Source organism: Desulfuribacillus alkaliarsenatis (assembly GCF_001730225.1).
In the GTDB taxonomy this organism is placed as follows: domain Bacteria; phylum Bacillota; class Bacilli; order Desulfuribacillales; family Desulfuribacillaceae; genus Desulfuribacillus; species Desulfuribacillus alkaliarsenatis.
The window spans coordinates 220198-235629 of the sequence record NZ_MIJE01000030.1 but is presented as its reverse complement, the minus strand read 5'-3'; the positions used below and the strand labels follow the sequence as shown (position 1 = coordinate 235629).

Genomic DNA, 15432 nt, shown 5'->3' with positions numbered 1-15432 from the left:
AATCCTTTGGCATGTGTACCGGCAACGGCGCACATGCCACACTTATCTAAATGGTTAACTCTTGTTTATCTTGACTATTATCAATAGTCTTAATCGAAGTTGGTTTTTGTTCTTTATTTTCTTCAATTATTTGAAAGCTTGGCAGAAATGCTTGTAAGAAGCACCTTGTTTCTTCTAAAGATTGTGGATGTATACAATTATCAAAGCTTTTCATTGTATCCTCTATTAATCTAGTGTTAAGCCCATTTGGCTTCGCTACAAAAATTCGCTTGTGGAAGGTAGCATTTACCCCTTCTTCAGCAGATAATAACTCTTCATATAGCTTTTCCCCTGGTCGTTTTCCAGTAATAACTATCTCAATATCTTTATAAGGTTCAAAGCCTGAGAGCTTTATCATTGTTTTAGCTAAATCGATAATCTTAACAGGATCGCCCATATCAAGAACAAATATTTCTCCACCCTTAGCCATAGCTCCTGCTTGAATAATCAACTGCACCGATTCAGGAATCGTCATGAAATATCTAATCATTTTCTCATCTGTGACTGTAACGGGCCCACCCTCAGCTATTTGCTTCTTAAATAATGGAACAACACTCCCGCGACTTCCTAGTACATTCCCAAATCGAACAGCCACAAAGCTTGTCTTACTATGCTTATCCATATGTTGGATAAGCATCTCAGCAACCCTTTTTGATGCACCCATAACACTCGTAGGATTAACCGCTTTGTCAGTTGATACTAGTACGAATTTTTCTGATTTAAATAACTCGGCAGCCTTCGCAACATGATATGTTCCCATCACGTTATTCTTAATAGCTTCTTCTGGATTCTGTTCCATTAGATATACATGTTTATGTGCTGCTGCATGAAATATTACCTCGGGACTATAGGTTTGAAACACATTCTTTACTGCATTCCAATCACGGACATCCTTTACGACGGGTACTAATACATCCAGGCTCGAGCAATCAATGTATTCCCTTTGTAGCTCTAGCTCTATTTCATAAACATTATTTTCACAATGGTCTAATAAGATAATTTTTCTAGGGTTAAACTGGATAACTTGACGACAAAGCTCTGAACCTATAGACCCTCCAGCACCGGTTATCAAAACTACCTTGTCCTGAATATAATCACAAATCGCTTCAAGATCAACCTTAACAGGATCTCTGCCTAGTAAATCTTCTATTTTCACTTCTCGTATTTCGTTAATTGTTACATTACCTTCTATTAAATCATACATTCCAGGAAGAATTTTCACAGTAGCCGCAGTTTGCTGACATACCTCAACTATTTCTCGTATCGTCTTCCCGTCTTGCGAAGGCATAGCTAATATAATTTCTGCAACCTGATAATCTCTCACTATATCGTTAATGTTTGTGCGGTCACCAATTACCGGGTATCCCAACAGCTTATAATTTTTCTTTGTTGGGTCATCATCAATAAAACCTATTAAATTACTGTCACCTGAAGTATTCTTCAATTCTTTACATATGATAGAGCCAGCATCTCCAGCACCATATATCAGAACATTTCTTCCATTACTCCCGTTTTGTGAGTTCCTATATCTAAATGCATAATCTCGAAAAAGACGCCACGATAAACGTGAGCCACCAATTAAAAAGATTGTAAGTACCCAAAAAATTATCATTACGCTTCTAGGTAATAAATATCCTCCAGGTGAAGAAATATACATGAATACCACAGAATTAATCCCCATCGCAATTGTAACAGATGTGAAAACACTCGTAAGTTCACCAATGCTAGCATATTCCCATAATCGGTTATATAGACCAAACGCAAAAAAAGCCAAAAGAAAGACCATAGTAAAAATAGGAGCCAATATCATCTGGCCTTCAATAAAATTCGAAGGAATATGTCCATCAAAGCGCAACAATAAAGCACTATATAACGCAATATTAATTAATACCGCATCAACTAGCATTAATACTGCTATTCGTATTACCCTGCTCATGCGGTGCACTCTCCTTTAAATACAAACTAGTAAAAATAAAAACTACTTTCACACATCAACTTCACATCATATTATTATACCATACGAGAGCACTAAGTAGGTTGACAAATAATGTTCTTAAAAGCTTTAATCACGTACTCCTGCTGGGTTGTAGTTAAATTAGAGCCTGATGGAAGACATATACCATTAAAAAATAATTCATCAGACACACTACCAGAAGCGTGTGGAAAGTACATACAGCCCTTGAATAAAGGTTGTAAATGTAAAGGCTTCCATACTGGTCTGGCTTCTATGTTCAACTTATCTAAAGCACTACATATCATAGGTACTGTAGCTTCTATATATGATGGATTAATTGTTAATGCTGTTAGCCAGCGATTACAACGACCGAATTCTGCCTCTGGCATGAAGTTAATCCCTTCTATATTAGCTAACTCATCATAATAACGAGCAAATATTCTTCTCTTAGCTTCTACACGTTCATCTAATACTTGTAATTGCCCTCTTCCTATACCTGCTAAGATATTACTCATACGATAGTTATAGCCCACTTCACTGTGCTGATAATGTAGCGCTTGTTCTCTAGCCTGAGTAGCTAAATATCGTGCCTTCCCCAGTGCCTCTAAATCGTCAGACACTAGCATGCCGCCACCTGAAGTAGTAATAATCTTGTTACCATTAAAAGAATAGACACCAAATTTCCCAATCGTACCACTTTGCTTTGTTGCCACCTGTGTTTGTCTTTCACTTATATAAGTAGCCCCTAACGATTCAGCCGCATCCTCTATTATAGGCACTTTGTATCTTTCACATATTTTCACTATAGCGTCCATATCCGCACTTTGTCCATATAAATGTACTACAATAATAGCTTTAACTTTATCAAGCTTGCCTTCTATATCAAGCTTTTTAAATGCTCGTTCCAAAGCCAGCGGCGACATATTCCAGCTATTAGGCTCAGAATCAATAAAAACAGGCTCTGCTCCCATATATAGAATTGGATTAGCGCTAGCAATAAAGGTCAGCGTAGAGCATAATACAATATCGCCTTTTCCTACATCAAGCAATCGCAATGCCAGATGGATTGCTGCAGTCCCCGAGCTTACTGCTACAGCTCCTTTTACACCTACATAAGATGCCAGCTCTTGTTCAAATGAATCAACATTTGGGCCAAGTGGAGCTATCCAGTTTGTTTGGAAAGCTTCTTCAATATATTTTTGTTCTAATCCACTCATGTGTGGAGTGGACAAATAAATTCGTTCATAGCTAGCCATACTGAATCCCATCTTTTTTAATTAGATTTTTCTATCCATATGTGTAATTGCTCCGCTAACTTCCGTGTATCATGATGAACTTCAACATAACTTCGACCATTCGCTCCAAGTCTTCTCCGTTCTGCAACAGACAAATTCATCATACTAGTCATTGCCTCTGCCAGCTGTTCAGCATTTTCTGGTTCAATACAGATTCCTGCATCGGCATTCTGCACAATATTATTAGAAACTCTACCAGAAAATATAATTGGTAGCGAGGCACACATATAATCAAAAAGCTTATTAAAACTAAACCCATATTTGTATAGAGCTAAATCTCTCATAGTAATAAGGCCAACATCAATATGCTTTAGCAACTGAGGAACATTATATTTCTTTATAGGTGGATAAATAAATACAGTTGTAAGTCCTTCTTCAGTTATGCGTTGCTGGAGCCTTTCTTTTTCTGGTCCATCTCCCACAAATATAACATCTGGTACTTGGTCGTTCTTCTCCTGTAATATCTTAACTGCATCAATAATAATGTCTAATGCATTTGCCGGCCCAAAAGCCCCTAAGTATACCATTGTACATTTATCTTTATGACGTTCTATAATATCATCAACCACTGATAGCGGTTCAGTTATTTGTATTCGCTTATCATGACGTTCAACATCAACACCATTAGGGAGATAATACACCTTATCCCCTGCAATTGCCTTCACATAATCCACAGCTTTAGGAAGCAACACTATCACTCTTTCTGCTTTATTATATATAAAGCTCTCTATACTTTTTAAAACACGTGCAATAATGCTTTTTTCTTTAATTCTACCCATGTCAATTGCCGTTTGTGGCCACAAATCTCGTATTTCAACCCAGTATCTCGAACTCATTTTTTTTGACAAAAAATATCCACTTACACAAGTCAATGGATGAAATGACGATGCTATAATTAAATCTGGCTTGTCCTCGTTTTTTTGAATAAATAGTAGCTTCCATGCAAAAGTAAGCATATTCAGTACACGACGCCAGTCATTCTTTTCATAAGGAAATGTACGCAGCCAAACAAAACGTACACCTTCTATCACTTCAACCCGCATTTGTTCTCCACGTTCTAATTTCTCTTGGCGTGTTTTATGCTCAAAGCTCGATGCAATTATAGTAACATCGTGACCAAGAGCTACAAGTTGCTTTGCGATATCAAAATGACGTGTGCCGCCACCCGTATCAGGTGTGACGGCATAGTGGTTTAGTATATAAATATTTTTACATATAACTTTATTCATCATAGGCCTCTTTTTACAGTTGTGTTTTGGTTACTTATAAAATAATATAACAACAACTTAAAAAAACTTGGTTAAATGTACTATTATAATGTATATCCAGACTTTTCAAACCAATAAATTGCTTGTTCATTGTTAATAAATTCTTGTACCTTTGCTATATGTTGTGGCTCTTTATAACGATTTACCCATGTCGGTTGTATTGAATGTTTAAGTTTAGGCTGATTGACCTTAGAAAAATCTCTAGTTTTACTCTCTTTGTTAAAATTGTCAATTATATTCTCACTAAATGGTAAGTCTAAAAATTCAAAAACAGTTTTCAGAGCTTTTTCGGGTTTTGTTACAAGATCCTCATATTTTAATATGATATGATTTGGATGATTGAATGAATAAATACTGCGCATACAGTCAATATACCTTTGAACAGTGCACCAATAATCATTGCTCTTGTTTTCTATAATTGATGTAACTACATCAAGACCATTTCTTACTGTACTAATAAAATAAGCTTCATTATTCTCTGCCACAAGACGATGATAATGGAAGCTATTTATTGGAGTCTTTTCAGCCCAAGCTGCCTTCCTATCACCTGTTAATTCCATATATTTAAGCATTATATTATCATAAGCTTCAAATGTATTAGCTGCATTATTTATTGCACCTATCATGCAGTCTTTTTCTAAATTTAGCTTGTTGTGTAACACTTTTGCGGTCTTATCAACCATCATCTGATGCCTATATAAAGGTTCTAGAAAAAATCTTGTTTCAGGCCCTGAAATAACAGATTCTGAACTATCTAATATAAACCGTAACAATGTTGAACCTGACCTAGGTAACCCGCCAATAATTATTCTTTTCTCAAACATTTCAGCACTACCTTTCAATATACAATTATAATTTCATATCACAGATGCAATAACTCGGTATCTCAGTAACATTCTTAATAAATATCTATAACCAAACACAGCTATTATATATCGTCTGGTTCGAATTCTTCTTCACAGCTATTTTTTCTGTCATTTTTTTGCTTTAGCCACTGCTTTAATGATTTTTTATTTACTTTGGCCCAAGTGGTTTCTTTAATAGAGTCTATTAATCCATTTTTAAATATAACCACTTTTTCTACAGATATTTCTTCAAAAAAAACAAGGTCTTTACCACAATCTAATATTATGGTTTTATTTTTTAAAGTATCTAATACTTTTTCTCTTAGTTCCTCTGATAGTTGATATAACTCTTTAATTTGTACAACTATTATATCTGAATCATCTTCATAGGCACTAATTACTGAAAGTAAGAATTTATGCTCAATAGGAATATCATTCCACTTATTCTCTGAAATGTGATTAAATAAGTTATAAATTTCATGGTTTCTCGAGTCGTTATTAGATTTTAATCTATTAAAAAAATCAAGTATTTTTTTATTGCAAATATTTTCTTTAAATCCAAATAATTTATACATAGGAGCTGGTATCCAGGGAGCATATCCAGTTATAATAAATGGGGTAGACTGTTTATTTAGGTCCTTATTTATTAAGTTACTTACTTCAATATAGCATGAATAATTAGTTTGCAGATTCGATAAAATTGCAATAATTCCATTACTTGAATTGCCTAGCATAAATTCATCTGTACAACTTTCATTTTTATAGTTTCTTCTTTCAGTGTTTTTGTTTTCTGCTGGTATAGATTCTGTATCTATTATAAATTGATAATATCTTTTTAATTGTGGATAAAACCTATTAATACTAGTAAGAAGCCTGTTTACTTGTCTTAAGCTCATCAATGTAAAACGAACAGCAACAATATATGCAACAACAATTGTCCAGCTTTTATCATATAAAAGTGCTTCTCTAATTAGAATTACAAGTATAAAAAATATTCCTGCTGCTATCAAAATGTTGCTGATAAATGAACTTTTTTCTAATGACAACAATCTTCCATATAAAGCACTATAGAATTTATTTAATGAACCTCTACCATATGCTTTATCGATATATTCATTAACTAATTCACTATTAATATTTTTAGGGGCTAATGATAGTGAGTTAAATAATTCCCTTCTTTCTTTACTTGCTGCGCCAGCGTTCCTTTCCACATTAATAGAGTAACCTGCTGCTGCCTTGCTTACCTTGTATTGAAATAATAATGATATAAATGCCAGAATTATTACTATAACCGATACTCTAGTTTCTAAATACACCATTATAGGTAAAGAAACCGCAAAAATTATTAGTGGTCTAATTAAGCTCAAGGTCATTCTTAATACTCGTCCGCAAAAGGTAGAATCTGAACTTGTTAAACACATAATTTTGGATTCATTATATTCTCTATTAAAATTAGTGTGAAATCTGCAATCGTAGTAATTTGATAATACTCTTTTGGAACAAAATTTTTGGTAATGGATTCTCAGATGGTACATTTTAGTCCCTGATAAATACAATAACATGGCCGCTACAAATAACAAAGTAAAAACCATAACACATACAATTATAAATAATTCAATTAACTCCCTAGGGTACCCTGAGATTACAAACATAGTTAAATATTCATTTTTTTCCAACATATATACATATTGAATTGCTAAAAGTATAGCACTTGCTTGCAAAAATACCCCAATTGCCTCTCCGATGATGATAAGTATTGACATTTTTCTAAATCGAAAAAGTGAGTCTTTTAACATCCATTTTATTACTTCATAATAATTAACTATTGTATTGAACAAATTTATTTCCCCTTTAGCAAGCACTACCTTCTGAAAAATAATTAGTTGTTTGGGTTTTCTTATATCTCATCGAATTTTACTGTGTATTGCAGTGTATTTAATACATCAAAGGCTATCTTGTTAAAAATAAGAATGTCTTGTTGAGTTAAGTCTTTTTTGTACCGACCGATAGAACTATCGTTCATTGGATTTATTACACTATTTATACTCGGGTGATTATAATGATTTTTGAACAGTGAGTGGTTTTTTAAGTGATGACTCATCAATGAGTCGTCCCATTCAATTTCGAGAAACCCACATATGTCCATTAATGTTTTTTCGGGAGTTAATATTAAATCTTCATACCTAATTTCACAAACTGGGAATTTTTTTGCATAATTTCTAGCCCTGTTAATTATATCCACCCAACCTAAAGCAGCCGATTCTATATCTGTATATCCCCATGAACTATGATCTATCATCTGAGATGCTGCCACATCTCTACCGTCTCTTACAATATGAATAAACTTTGCTTCGGGCCATATTTCAATATATTTATTTAAAATTTTTATATCACGCATAATTTTTATGCCCCAATATAAAACACCTTTATTTTTCTTTATTATTTCTCCTAATAAATCTATTAGTTTACATCGTTCCTCAAACGTTTCTATATTACATTTCTCTTTTCCCTTAATATTTATTATAGCTTCTTTTAATTTATCAGACGAGATACCCATCCTATGACAGCGTATAATAAAATTCATACCTGGGTTAAGTTCTTTTATTTTTTTCAATTCAACTATGTCTTTTTCAGAACTCTTTTCTTTATCTAAACACTCTAAAATATATGAACCTAGGTTTTTAGGCCCCCTAAAATGTAGTTCGGGTCCACATGCTATGTCCTTGTGAGAATTTAAAATAAGACTTAATAGGGTTGTACCTGACCTTCCGTCGCCACCTATGAATATTGGATCTTTTTGCGCTTTTTTCATCAAAGAAATCACTCCCTTTTGGGAAGAATTAAATAGGTCGGCTCAAATAGCATTTTCTTTTTCCATTGTTGTAACCCTTCTTTCCCTTGATAAAATCCTGCATATATTAAATGTTCTAATCCCTTTGTATATATGTTTTTCAAATCACTAATTGACCTCATAATATCAAAATGTAAATAATACATGATTCCTTGTTTTAGGTATTCTCCGTGTCCTAAAATCTGTGCGTATAGTGCATAGTTGCCATTTCTTCTTAATCTAATGTAACCCAATAACTTTTCATTAGTAACAATATCTCCTTGTTTGTATCCTGTCAATGGCTGAAAAACACCCCACCACATATCATAGTGAACTGGGCAATTTGGCAATTTCACATCTATATATTTTTCAGGAGCACCACCAAGCTCGTCTATTGAACGTCGGTATTGCTCTGTCATCGGGCGACCACAGCGCATTTCTTTCGAATGATTAATTTCTACAATATCAGGGATAAATAAATCATATGCAAAGGGTTTACATATGTATCCTTTACGCTCAGATTTTTTTGCATGTCTTAGTGCACTACCTTTATTTTTTTTCTTTACCTTTTGTATATATTCTTCAAAATTTAGCTTATTAACATTTAGCATTGCCGCAACAATTTGCTTGTCAAAAGGTTCACCTAGCCCTATATATCTTCCTACTAATTTTTCATACATTTGTTCCTTATACCATTTACATCCTTCATCTAATATACAGCCGCCTTCTCCAAGCATTAAATCAATATAACATATTGGCAATTGAAAATCTATTTGTTCACTCATTTACTTCTCACTCATTTACAATTTATATTTCGTATTCAAATTCCTGCAAATATTTTTTGGCAATTTTATTAAATGCCTCAATTTGATCTATTGATAAATCCCTCTTAAATCTTCCTACACTTGAATTATTAATAGGTTGTACCACCTGTTTAATACTTGCGTGATTATATGGGTTTTCGAACAAAGTATGTTCTTTTTCACTATGCTTTAATAAATCATCGCTCCAAGGCACATCAAGAAAATCTACAATTTTACCAATTGTTTTTCTTGGTTCTAAAACCAATTCTTCATACTTGACTTCAAATAATGGAGAAGCCTTAGCATTCTTCCTAGTACGTTCTATGATATCTACCCAACCTTTGGCCGCTTTTTTTATATCTTCATATCCCCAAGATCCATGTTCTATCATTTGAGACGCCGCTACATCACGTCCATCACGAATAATATGAATATATTGAGCATTGGGCCAAATTTTACTATAAACATGTATGTTTCGTATTTCTCTCATAATTTTAATTCCCCAACGTTTCTTATCACGTTGTTTTCTTTTAAATTCACCAATTGCATTGATTAATGAACAGCGTTCTTCAAAAGTTTCTAAATTACTATTTGTTTGTTCCATTTGTTCATTAACTAACTCCTTAAGCTCTATAAATTCAACGCCAAACCTATGGCATCGCTTTGCAAATTGCACACCATGTTTTAATTCCTTATTTTCTTTTAATCCTTTCCCAAATACTCGCGAATCATTTTCTATAAGCAAGTCTAAACATTGAATCATATAACTACCTAGGTTTTTAGGTCCGTTAAAATGCAACTCAGGCCCACCAAGCAAGTCTGGATGTGAATCGATTATTACACTTAATAATGTTGTTCCCGACCTTCCATCTCCACCAACAAAGATTGGATTTGTATTATAATTTATAAACATATTGCACCCCTATTCAATATTTTCCGTACACCTAATTTTTGTTTGTTCTGGATAACGTATTCTTAATTGAACACTTAACTCTTTTGTAAGTATTTCACATTCTTTAAATATGTCTAGGCATTCTGCCCATTGTTATCATAACACTACTCCTTAAGTAATTATTACTATCAACTGTTAAGAGTTAAATATGCACCTTCAAATAAAGCTCTTTTTTTCCATTGTTTAAGACCTTGTTCCCCTGAATTGATTGCACCATAGACTAAATATTCTAATCCTTCTAATAATCCGTCTTGGTTTTCGTCTACCCACTTCATTATTGAGAAGTGCAAATTATACATTATACCTTGATCTAAATAGTCACCATGCCCTAGAATCGATGTATATAACGCAAAATTGCCATTTCTCTTAAACTTAATATAACCTAATAGTTTCTCATCTGTTTGAATATCACCTTGAAAATAACCTTCTTTTTTTTCAAAAACACCCCATGTATGGGTGCAATGCACGTTACATTTAGGATTATTCACTTTCAATATTTCTTTTGGATTTCCTCCCATATCTTCTATTGATCTTTTATATGCCTGAGTCATTTTACCACCACTTCTAACTTCCTTAGAGTGATTAATCTCAACAATATCAGGTATATGGTTTTTCCAGACAAATGGTTTACAGTAGTGTCCAATTCGTTCAGCTTTCCTACTATGTCTTAGTGCTGCCCCTTTATGAACCTTTCTAACTCTTGATAGATATTCATCAAAATTAAATGAACGCAAATCTAATACTGCAGATTCAATCTGGCCTTTAAATGGACTACCTTCAGATATATACCTACCTACTAATCTATTCATTAAATTAATCTTATACTTTTCACATATCTCATTTTGAGTACAGCCGTATTTTCCATGCTGCAGGTCAACTGTTAATATAGGTGTATCATTGATTATTTCCATTCTCTTTTACCTCCCAATGACAAGGGTGTGTCATAACTTGCATTGCCCTAACGCCTGAATTTGGTGTTAAAGTAGATATTAATTTTTTAAATTCTTCAAGGTTAAAGTCATTGAACATCTTGTCTCTATCAATTTGATTTCCTAGTATTCTACCACCCCATCTACCTCCAGATTCAGAGATACGCGAGTCTCTTGGTAATGAATAGGCTTCATATTGGAATCCAAAGTCCGATAAATTCAAACTATGAAGCTTTACTTTCCATCCGTTATGTTCTATAGTCCTTCCTTGCTCCCATCCTTTTCGAATACACCCATCAAATAACTCTCGATTATTAAACTTTAGTTGCCTTGCTAAAGGACTCCCATGTGCTGCTGTACCAACTAGTTCGATATTATGCTTATCAAAATAGTCAAGTTCCCTTTTAATTAGTTCAGCTGGGTCTTTTCTTAATTTTAGAGACATAGCAACCATGTCATTGTGCAAACCTATATGATGGCCCAATTCTAGTAGTCTTTTACATTTATCAATTAATTTTGAGTCATATTTGATTTTCCCGTCTTCTAACGTACCATAATAATTTTTTTCTTCACCGTAGCTTCCAGTCGGAAGTAAAAAATAAGTGGATTTATAACCTAGCTCCGCTTCAACTTCAGCTTTTTTCAACCCCATCTCTAAACTATGATCTACATCGTGCCTTATATATAGACATGGTTCATTTTCTTTATAAACCTCAGTCATATGAACATTTTTCAAATTTATCAGGCCTATAAAGTCATCTATATAATTCACACCATCATTTTTCTTTGTGACATCAAAAATTCGCTCTCTTGCTTTATTATCTTCACCTTTAGTTAATAATTTCTTTAAAAAACTAATCACTATAATTATGCCTCCATATTCTAAAAACTTCTATCGAAATCCCACCAAATCGGATGAGTTAATATCCCTACTAAATTACCTTGATGCGTAGCATTTATTTCTAAATGTGTTCTGCCTTCTATATTTCTAAAACTTCTAATCCTACCACCAGAGTCTGTTATATATATATCTTTATCAAAGTCATATCCCTCATATACTAAACCCAATTCTTTCATAGAAACACTGCCTAGTTTAACACTCCCATATAAACCCTGTATTTCTCTTTTGCCTAATTGCTCGTTTACAGCTTCACTAAAAATTTCAAAATTTCTATAGTTTAATAATCTACATAATTTATCCCCGTGTGTGCTTGTCCCTTTTATGTCAATATTTATTTTTTTAAAAAAATTCAGTTCAGATTTAAGTACTTTGATAGGATCTATTCCTGTTTGTAATGACATTGTAATTAAATTATTATGAAAATTTATTTCGTGCCCCATGTCTCTTAACTCTTTACAAAGCGTAATTAATTCATTCGTATGAATATATCTTCCTTCTCTATACATACCGTAATACCAAGCTGAATGTAATATGCAAAAGGTGCTTCTAATTCCCTTCTTTTGTTCCCATTCACCTATTCTTAATGCAGTTTCGTAATCATGGTCAATGTCATGGCGAATTAAAAGTATATTATCGTAATACCTTTCACTTTGTGCAAATTCAGCATGTGTAAGTATACGGAATTTATAAATATAAGGCTCCAATAATTTTTCGTAATGGTATGTTGTAAAGACCTTTTTCTTTGAAAATATGTCCTTAATTTCCTTCACATCTACATCATGCAAATTAACCAAATAAATACCCCTTAATTCATTTATTGTCTTTTTTCGTCACTAGAACATGCATATTATTTACAAATGAATAACTTACAAGCTTAACATTTTCTGCCTTCCAAAACGGTGTCAGAAATGATTCAATGTTGTGATGGTACTTCCCACCTAGAAAATCAACTGCTTCTGTTTTTCGAGGACTACGATTATATGGGAGTTTAACTTGATTCATTGGTGTGTATGTTCCCATCTTTTCAGGCGTAGAAGCAAATATAGAATAAAAAAGACCTCTATCCGATAGCTTGTTATGCCAGTCTTCTATAATCTTAATAGTAGCCAATCTATCCATGCTGTGTTGATTATATAACCCTGGTCCTCTTGCAAATATAACATCAAAGAAACTATCTTCAAACGGTAATTTACCCTCTGCATCACCTATTACAAAATGTTGAGAGTCACTTTCCATCAAAATTCGAGCTTTTTCGATCGCACCAGATGATATATCTATGCCAAAATATTCTAAATTGGGATTAAGGATTTTCATCCCTTTTGACCAAATCCCATCGCCACAACATAAATCTAGTACATTTCCTACACGCGGAAGCTTAATATGTTTATCTAACCATTTTGTCACTTGATCTTCTGAATATTGAAAACCTTCAAGGTCTTTATAAAATCCATTAGTTGCTTCTAATGCTTCTAATGGTGTTTCATATATTTCTTTAGCCATCAATAACACCTCTTCCTATTACTCTTGCTAACTAAACATATTGCTATTTAAAAATCACGAGCCTAAATCATAAATATTGCTTCTCAACTATTAGTTTTTTTATCGTAATTTTATTAAATGATTTGCTAGATGGTAAGTAGATTGCTAAATTATATTTGCTGAAGTCACTTCTCACACGGAAAGTAAAACTATAAGCTGAGTCAAAGCTTTTAACTTGTCCAAGAGATTTTTTTTCAGCTAACTTGCCATCTTTGCCATACATTAATAAAAATAATTGAAAAGGTTGATCTACGTCTAGTATCCCTTCTATCTCTCCACGATAATAACAAGCAATATGATTTTTCCATCCTTCTCCATCATTAACCTTATACCAATCTCCACTACCAAGAATCAAATACGCATTCTTAGTACCATCAGTAGATATTTCTATGCCCTGTTCGTTATATTTATATGAACAATTCTTCGCAGTAAATGTTCTGCTTTTATCCTTGAAATGTGTTTCGTATATTAACTCTGAGGCATTTTTTTCTTGCTTTATTTCTCGTCCATTTTTTTTATTCTTCATTAAATATAAAAACTTATTGAGTGTTATTTTTACATAGTTAAGCAATTTATTGTTAAAAACTAAATTATCATAATAACCCAATTTATCACTGATCTTATCAGTTACATAATGAAATTTTTCTTTTTGTCTTTTAGACCACTGTTTATATTCAGGAAAAAAATCGTTTCTATTTTCATTTATTCTATTACTAAATACTTCATCTAGTAGTCGTGGATACGTAGCTATTCCTAAATCTTTTAAGGTTTGGTTTAAATACTCCTTATCACTTACCATACTGTCAAAACGAATTTCACTATCACAGAAGTGATTCAATCTTTCATTAGTATTAGCGACATAAATACAACACTTTCCAAATTGCGTTTTGCTATACCAGTTCTTTATATTAATTATAGGATGTTTCGTATCTTCGGGAGTATCATACCAATCCCTGTTCATGATAGAACGTACTACATCTTTCGGATTACGGTGCAAATGTATACAATATGCATCTGGAAATATTTCTTTCATCAAAGGAAGAAACTGCTCTAGATACACATTAGCCTCGGCCACATCTGTATTATGAGACTCTATAAAAGCTCTTGTCTGAATCAGTAGTTCCTGTGCTTCTTCTTTTTCTTTAACTAAACTAGTGAAATTATGGCTTGTACGCTTTTCTGGAATTACTTCACCTTTTATAAAGTTATGATTTAGACTCCATTCATGATAAGCTTTGACTGAGGAAGCTTGATCTAACATAGTAGCAAGCCACTTGGATCCTGAGCGAGCTGTAGACAAGAAAAAGTATATTCTCTGCTTGTCACGCCAATGAATTGGATGGAATAGAACTTGGTTTCTACCTTTTGACATATTCACGTTAAGCGGATTTGGAGAACGAGTCCAACTTCCTCCACTATCAGTATAGTAAGTATCCATTGGAATATGGTTAGCATCATATTCTAGATTGAGCTCTTCCATTGATATCGACCATAAAGGAAAAACACTTCCATCTTCTCTTTGTAATGAATGATTCAGTGGATATTGGATTTGCCAACGTTCATCTAATACTGGTATTCCTTCTGCTGATAATAAGTTTTCACTTTCTAATGGATTATAAGGGCGTAGCTCAGAAAAACACCAGTAGTTGATATATCCCTTTTTGTAGCAGTTTCTATCTCCGTGCGTGGAGATTCCAGATATAATCAGACCTTCTCTTCTTAGGTAATTTAATATTTCCTCAAGATGGGTTTTTATATCGTTTACTTTCCCTTGCTCCCACTCAGTAAGCAAATTTACATGAAGACCTATTTCATGACCAAAATCTTGAATCTGCAAGCATTTTTGAATAAAGTTTGGCTCATTCCAATATGAAGCAGTATGCAATAAAAAGTACGTTGAACGAATCCCATGTTCCTTTTCCCAATAACTCATCTCTAAAGCATAATCTAAGTTATGATCGACATCGTGTCTTAGGGCAATAACATTTCTTTCTTTTGGCTGTGAAGCAAATTCTCTCATTGTTACTGTTTTGCCAAAGTGCTGTAAATAATCAAAGTATTTTTCATTAATACTCAT

Annotated in this window: 13 protein-coding genes; all 13 read right to left on the bottom strand. The window is 33.3% G+C overall.

The window, feature by feature from the left end:
* Nucleotides 1-46: 46 nt before the first annotated feature.
* Nucleotides 47-1975 carry a polysaccharide biosynthesis protein gene (locus BHF68_RS09615; protein WP_069643420.1) on the bottom strand — a complete coding sequence of 643 codons (1929 nt, stop codon included), beginning with the start codon at nt 1973-1975 and terminating at the stop codon, nt 47-49.
* Between the two features lie 92 nt (nt 1976-2067).
* Nucleotides 2068-3249: a DegT/DnrJ/EryC1/StrS family aminotransferase gene (locus tag BHF68_RS09610; RefSeq protein ID WP_069643419.1), complete on the bottom strand. Its 1182-nt coding sequence runs from the start codon at nt 3247-3249 to the stop codon at nt 2068-2070.
* A 17-nt stretch (nt 3250-3266) separates the two neighbouring features.
* The gene (locus BHF68_RS09605; RefSeq protein WP_069643418.1) at nt 3267-4517 is read right to left on the bottom strand and encodes a glycosyltransferase family 4 protein; all 1251 of its coding nucleotides are present in this window, start codon (nt 4515-4517) and stop codon (nt 3267-3269) included.
* Between the two features lie 83 nt (nt 4518-4600).
* Nucleotides 4601-5380, bottom strand: a complete 780-nt coding sequence (locus BHF68_RS09600; protein WP_069643417.1) for a sulfotransferase family protein — start codon at nt 5378-5380, stop codon at nt 4601-4603.
* Nucleotides 5381-5484: 104 nt separating this feature from the next.
* Entirely contained in the window at nt 5485-7263 is a 1779-nt protein-coding gene (locus BHF68_RS09595; protein WP_176719915.1) for an ABC transporter ATP-binding protein, read from the bottom strand.
* 35 nt (nt 7264-7298) lie between these two features.
* Entirely contained in the window at nt 7299-8213 is a 915-nt protein-coding gene (locus BHF68_RS09590; protein WP_069643415.1) for a sulfotransferase family protein, read from the bottom strand.
* 8 nt (nt 8214-8221) lie between these two features.
* Nucleotides 8222-9016: a hypothetical protein gene (locus tag BHF68_RS09585; protein ID WP_069643414.1), complete on the bottom strand. Its 795-nt coding sequence runs from the start codon at nt 9014-9016 to the stop codon at nt 8222-8224.
* 22 nt (nt 9017-9038) lie between these two features.
* The gene (locus BHF68_RS09580) at nt 9039-9947 is read right to left on the bottom strand and encodes a sulfotransferase family protein (protein WP_069643413.1); all 909 of its coding nucleotides are present in this window, start codon (nt 9945-9947) and stop codon (nt 9039-9041) included.
* A gap of 167 nt (nt 9948-10114) precedes the next feature.
* Entirely contained in the window at nt 10115-10897 is a 783-nt protein-coding gene (locus tag BHF68_RS09575; RefSeq protein ID WP_069643412.1) for a hypothetical protein, read from the bottom strand.
* Complete coding sequence (locus BHF68_RS09570; RefSeq protein WP_069643411.1) at nt 10881-11777, bottom strand: hypothetical protein; 897 nt, start codon at nt 11775-11777, stop codon at nt 10881-10883. Before BHF68_RS09570 ends, BHF68_RS09575 begins: the two co-directional genes overlap by 17 nt.
* A 20-nt stretch (nt 11778-11797) precedes the next feature.
* Complete coding sequence (locus BHF68_RS09565) at nt 11798-12610, bottom strand: polysaccharide deacetylase family protein (RefSeq protein WP_069643410.1); 813 nt, start codon at nt 12608-12610, stop codon at nt 11798-11800.
* 16 nt (nt 12611-12626) lie between these two features.
* A complete protein-coding gene (locus tag BHF68_RS09560) occupies nt 12627-13316 on the bottom strand; it encodes a class I SAM-dependent methyltransferase (protein ID WP_069643409.1) in 690 nt (229 codons plus the stop codon).
* Between the two features lie 67 nt (nt 13317-13383).
* Nucleotides 13384-15432 carry a sulfotransferase gene (locus BHF68_RS09555; RefSeq protein ID WP_141706259.1) on the bottom strand — a complete coding sequence of 683 codons (2049 nt, stop codon included), beginning with the start codon at nt 15430-15432 and terminating at the stop codon, nt 13384-13386.

Coding starts and splice junctions, on each gene's coding strand:
- BHF68_RS09580 (WP_069643413.1), bottom strand. CDS start 9,947: ATGTTTATAAATTATAATACAAATCCAATCTTTGTTGGTGGAGATGGA.
- BHF68_RS09555 (WP_141706259.1), bottom strand. CDS start 15,432: ATGAGTATTAATGAAAAATACTTTGATTATTTACAGCACTTTGGCAAA.
- BHF68_RS09590 (WP_069643415.1), bottom strand. CDS start 8,213: ATGAAAAAAGCGCAAAAAGATCCAATATTCATAGGTGGCGACGGAAGG.
- BHF68_RS09605 (WP_069643418.1), bottom strand. CDS start 4,517: ATGAATAAAGTTATATGTAAAAATATTTATATACTAAACCACTATGCC.
- BHF68_RS09575 (WP_069643412.1), bottom strand. CDS start 10,897: ATGGAAATAATCAATGATACACCTATATTAACAGTTGACCTGCAGCAT.
- BHF68_RS09600 (WP_069643417.1), bottom strand. CDS start 5,380: ATGTTTGAGAAAAGAATAATTATTGGCGGGTTACCTAGGTCAGGTTCA.
- BHF68_RS09560 (WP_069643409.1), bottom strand. CDS start 13,316: ATGGCTAAAGAAATATATGAAACACCATTAGAAGCATTAGAAGCAACT.
- BHF68_RS09585 (WP_069643414.1), bottom strand. CDS start 9,016: ATGAGTGAACAAATAGATTTTCAATTGCCAATATGTTATATTGATTTA.
- BHF68_RS09610 (WP_069643419.1), bottom strand. CDS start 3,249: ATGGCTAGCTATGAACGAATTTATTTGTCCACTCCACACATGAGTGGA.
- BHF68_RS09615 (WP_069643420.1), bottom strand. CDS start 1,975: ATGAGCAGGGTAATACGAATAGCAGTATTAATGCTAGTTGATGCGGTA.